Annotated in this window: 3 protein-coding genes and 1 pseudogene; 1 reads left to right on the forward strand and 3 read right to left on the reverse strand. The window is 60.2% G+C overall.

Annotation, left to right across the window (positions count from 1 at the left end):
* Nucleotides 1-166 precede the first annotated feature (166 nt).
* Nucleotides 167-1,129: pseudogene (locus ISP15_RS17955) on the forward strand (IS5 family transposase).
* 500 nt (nt 1,130-1,629) lie between these two features.
* Here ISP15_RS17955 and ISP15_RS17960 read toward each other — a convergent pair.
* The 3 genes from ISP15_RS17960 to ISP15_RS17970 all read right to left on the reverse strand — a co-directional run.
* Entirely contained in the window at nt 1,630-2,262 is a 633-nt protein-coding gene (locus ISP15_RS17960; protein WP_404549320.1) for a LysE/ArgO family amino acid transporter, read from the reverse strand.
* 2 nt (nt 2,263-2,264) lie between these two features.
* On the reverse strand, nt 2,265-3,632 hold the full coding sequence (locus ISP15_RS17965) for a glutamate--cysteine ligase (protein WP_404549322.1): 1,368 nt from the start codon (nt 3,630-3,632) through the stop codon (nt 2,265-2,267).
* 190 nt (nt 3,633-3,822) lie between these two features.
* On the reverse strand, nt 3,823-3,967 hold a 145-nt coding region (locus ISP15_RS17970), incomplete at its 5' end, for an integrase core domain-containing protein (protein WP_404549324.1).

The following is a 3,967-nucleotide window of genomic DNA, read 5'->3' on the forward strand; positions in this document are numbered from 1 at the left end:
ATTGCGCAAGGCCGCAAAACGAACCGTAGAAGCTCTCTGGACGGAGATCGGCAAGCTGCTCGATGTGTTTACACCACACGAATGTTCCAACTACTTTGCGTCGTGTGGATATGTAAACGATTGAATTGAAAATGCTCTAGTGCTATTCCATCGAGCCGCCACGCCCATGAAGCAAACCACCTTCGCCTCGTTGACCTTCGACACCAAGAAAAAGCGCACGCGCCGCGAAGTGTTTCTGGCGGAGAGGGATCAGGTGATGCCGTGGTCGATGCTTGAAGCGATCATCGAGCCGCACTATCAAGGGCGGTCGTCCGCCCATGCCGCTGGGCACGATGCTGCGCATCCACTTCATGCAGCAGTGGTACGCCTTGAGCGATCCGGGCATGGAAGATGCGCTGTACAAGATCGAGTCGATGCGTTGGTTCGCGCGGCTGGAGTTGGGCGATGACGCCCTACGGGATGAAACCGCGATCCTGAAGTTCCGCCGCTTGCTGGAGACGCATGACCTGGCGGGCAAGCTGCTGGAAGCGGTCAACGCTCACCTTGGCAACCAAGGGTTATTGTTACGCCAAGGTACGATCATGGATGCCACGATCATCCACGCGCCGTCCTCGACAAAGAACAAGGACGGCAAGCGCGATCCAGACATGCATCTGGCGAAAAAAAGGGCAACCATATTCCTTCGGCATGAAGTCACACATCGGCGCGGACGTAGCCTAAGGTCTGGTGCATACGGTCACGACTACGCCGGCCAACACGGCGGACGTGACGCAGGTCGAGCACCTGCTGCATGGCGAGGAAAAAGAGCGTGTGGGGCGATGCCGATTACACCGGCGCGAACAAGCGCGAAGGTTTGGTACCGCGCCGGTTGAAGTGGCGCATTGCCATCAAGCCGGGCAAGCTCAAGGCCATGCCAAGCGGAGAGCTGAAAGAGGCCACGCGCTACGTGGAGTACCTGAAAGCGGCGGTGCGAGCGAAGGTGGAGCATCCGTTCCGGGTGATCAAGCGGCAGTTCGGTTATATGAAGGTGCGCTATCGGGGCTTAGCAAAGAGCACCGGGCAGGTGCTGACGCTATTTACGTTGTCGAACATGTGGATGGCACGCCGACGCTTGCTAGCGATGGCGTGAAAACCGACGCCTGCATGGGGCGTGTCATCGCAGGTGGTGCGTTGTCACCTTTCTTTGATGCCGACGCGCGATCACACCAGCGGGCGGCTTGTTGAAAGTGATTTGATCAGAGCATCCCTAGAGCAAAAATAGAATGGATGCCTTTATCGCGCCAGCGCCAACGTGAAGGAGTTCGCAAAGGCGGACGCTCCGGAAGGACGGCATCAATGTGCCTAAGACGTGATAAACCATAACCCATAGCTTACGGATCGGGTGATCGACAGGCACGCGTTCTTCATACAAAACATGCCTAAATGTTGTGCATCTGTTCCACGCACTGTCGGGATCTAGTCATTCATTGATGAGGCCATGATTTTTGCGCGTCGTGAATATTTCTTAACGGGCTGTTAAGGCGGTATACGCTCGGCGGCATTTCAACGCAAGCGCGCCTGATTCGTTGCTTCCCCTGCAAGCACGGAGTAACGGATAGGCAAACCAGAGGAAGCCGGAAATGGAATGGCTCAGTGCACGATGAAGGCGAGCAGCAGCTTGATGGCGATGCTCCACATGATGATGGCGATCAACACGTCCAGCACTCGCCACGCCATCGGTTTGCGGAACACGGGAGCAAGCAGGCGGGCACCGTAGGCGAGCGCAAAGAACCAGGCGAAGGATGCGGTTGCCGCGCCGATGGCGAACAGCAGGCGCGGGCCAGGCGCGGGCCACGCCGACGCGAGGCTGCCGATCAGTAGCACGGTATCGAGATAGACGTGTGGATTGAGCCAGGTGAATCCCGCGCAGGTCGCGATGACCCGCCACACGCTACTGGAGTGTGCATGCGTGTCGGCCGTCAATCCATGCGGATGAAATGCGCGACGCAGCGCCTGCACGCCATACCATACCAGCACCAGCGCGCCGATGCAGGCGATAACGGCAAGCGCGCGCGGATACTCCTGTACGGCTACGCCCAGGCCGCCGACGCCGGCGGCAATCAGCACGGCATCGGACAGTGCGCAGAACAGCGCGACCGGAAACCGATGCGCTTGCAGCAGGCCCTGGCGCAGCACGAACGCATTCTGGCCGCCGATCGCGACGATCAACGAGGCGCCGAGCAAAAATCCGGCGAGATAAGGCGCCTGGGGCGAGACATCCATGATCAGTACGCGAATTCCTTGAAGACGGGATCGATGTTGCCATGCCATTCGCCGTGGAACAATGCCAGCTTGCGTTCGGCGGGCGTTTCGTTGGCGTCGACGATGTCGATCAGCGGGGCAAGGAAGATGCTCTCGTCGGCGCCATGGCGATTGAGCCTGCCGCGGCGCTTGAGGCCATGCGCGGCGATCCGCAGGGTTTCGCGCGCGAGGTCGCGCACGGTACCGCGGCGGAACGGCAGCTTCAGGCCATATTTGGGCACGCCGTCACGCAATGCGTGGCGTTCCTCGCGACTGAAATCTTTCACCAGGTCCCACGCAGCACGCAGCGCATCGTCGTCATACAGCAGGCCAACCCACAGCGCGGGCAGGGCGCACAGACGATTCCAGGGGCCGCCGTCCGCTCCGCGCATTTCGAGATATTGCTTGAGGCGTACTTCGGGGAAGGCGGTGGTGAGGTGGTCGGCCCAGTCTTTCATCGTCGCCTGCTTGCCCGGCAATACGTCGAGCGTGCCGGCCATGAAGCGCTCGAAGTCCTGGCCGGCGAGGTCGATATAGCGGCCGTCCTGGTAGCTGAAATACATCGGTACCTTGAGCACGTAGTCCACGTAGCGCTCGTAGCCGAAGCTGTCCTCGAACACAAAGTCCAGCATGCCGGTGCGGTCCGGATCGGTATCGGTCCAAACTTGGGAGCGATACGAAAGATAGCCGTTGGGCTTGCCTTCGGTGAACGGCGAATCGGCGAATAAGGCAGTAGCGATCGGCTGCAACGCGAGACTGGTGCGGAATTTGCGCGCCATGTCGCTTTCGCTCTCGAAATCCAGGTTGACCTGCACGGTGCAAGTGCGCGTCATCATGTCCAGGCCCAGCGAGCCGACCTTGGGCATGTATTCGCGCATGATCTTGTAACGTCCCTTGGGCATCCATGGCATCTCGTCACGCCGCCACTTGGGCTGGAAGCCCATGCCAAGAAAGCCCAGGCCCATGCCATCGGCGATGGAACGCACTTCCTCCAGATGGTTGTTCACTTCGCAACAGGTCTGGTGGATGGTCTCCAGCGGCGCACCGGAAAGCTCCAGCTGGCCGGCTGGCTCCAGCGTGATGTTGGCCTTGTCGCGGATCAATGCCACCGGTGTGTCACCTTCGCGGGCGATCTCCCAGCCGTAGCGCGCGGCAATGCCTTCGAGCAGCGCGCGGATGCCGCGTTCTCCTTCGAACGCCGGCGCACGCAGATCATCGGTGCGGAAGCCGAACTTCTCGTGCTCGGTGCCAATGCGCCAGGCTTCGCGAGGCTTCTCGCCAGCGGCGAGGTAGTCGATCAGCTGCTGGCGGCCGTGGATCGGGGTGCTCTTGATGGCACTGGGTATGGACACGGGGCGGGTCTCGCGGGAATAGCCTCCGACTATGGAGGCGGCGCGGTGCCGCGAAAAGGGGGGGAGGCGAAAAAATTGTACGTGACAGTACAGCTACGAAGGCTGGATGGCGCGTATGAACCCTATGCGCTTGCCCATGGCCCAAGACAGCTCGCAGGCGATGCAAGGTGTGGCTTCGGTCTGAATCCCCCTAGCTGTTGAAGTTCGATACGTTGTTCCGCGCTAGCCGGCTGATAGGCGGTTGGTAGCCAAGGGCGGAATGAGGTCGATGGTGATTGTAACGATGCATCCACGGTTGCAAAGCAGCCTGGCGTTCGGCGCTGTTCTGGTAGGTG

The sequence above is a fragment of the Dyella jejuensis genome (assembly GCF_044904675.1).
Taxonomy (GTDB): Bacteria; Pseudomonadota; Gammaproteobacteria; order Xanthomonadales; family Rhodanobacteraceae; genus Dyella_B; species Dyella_B jejuensis.

What these genes read in the sequence shown, in the direction of transcription:
- ISP15_RS17960 (WP_404549320.1), bottom strand. Translation starts at nt 2,262, where the DNA reads ATGGATGTCTCGCCCCAGGCGCCTTATCTCGCCGGATTTTTGCTCGGC.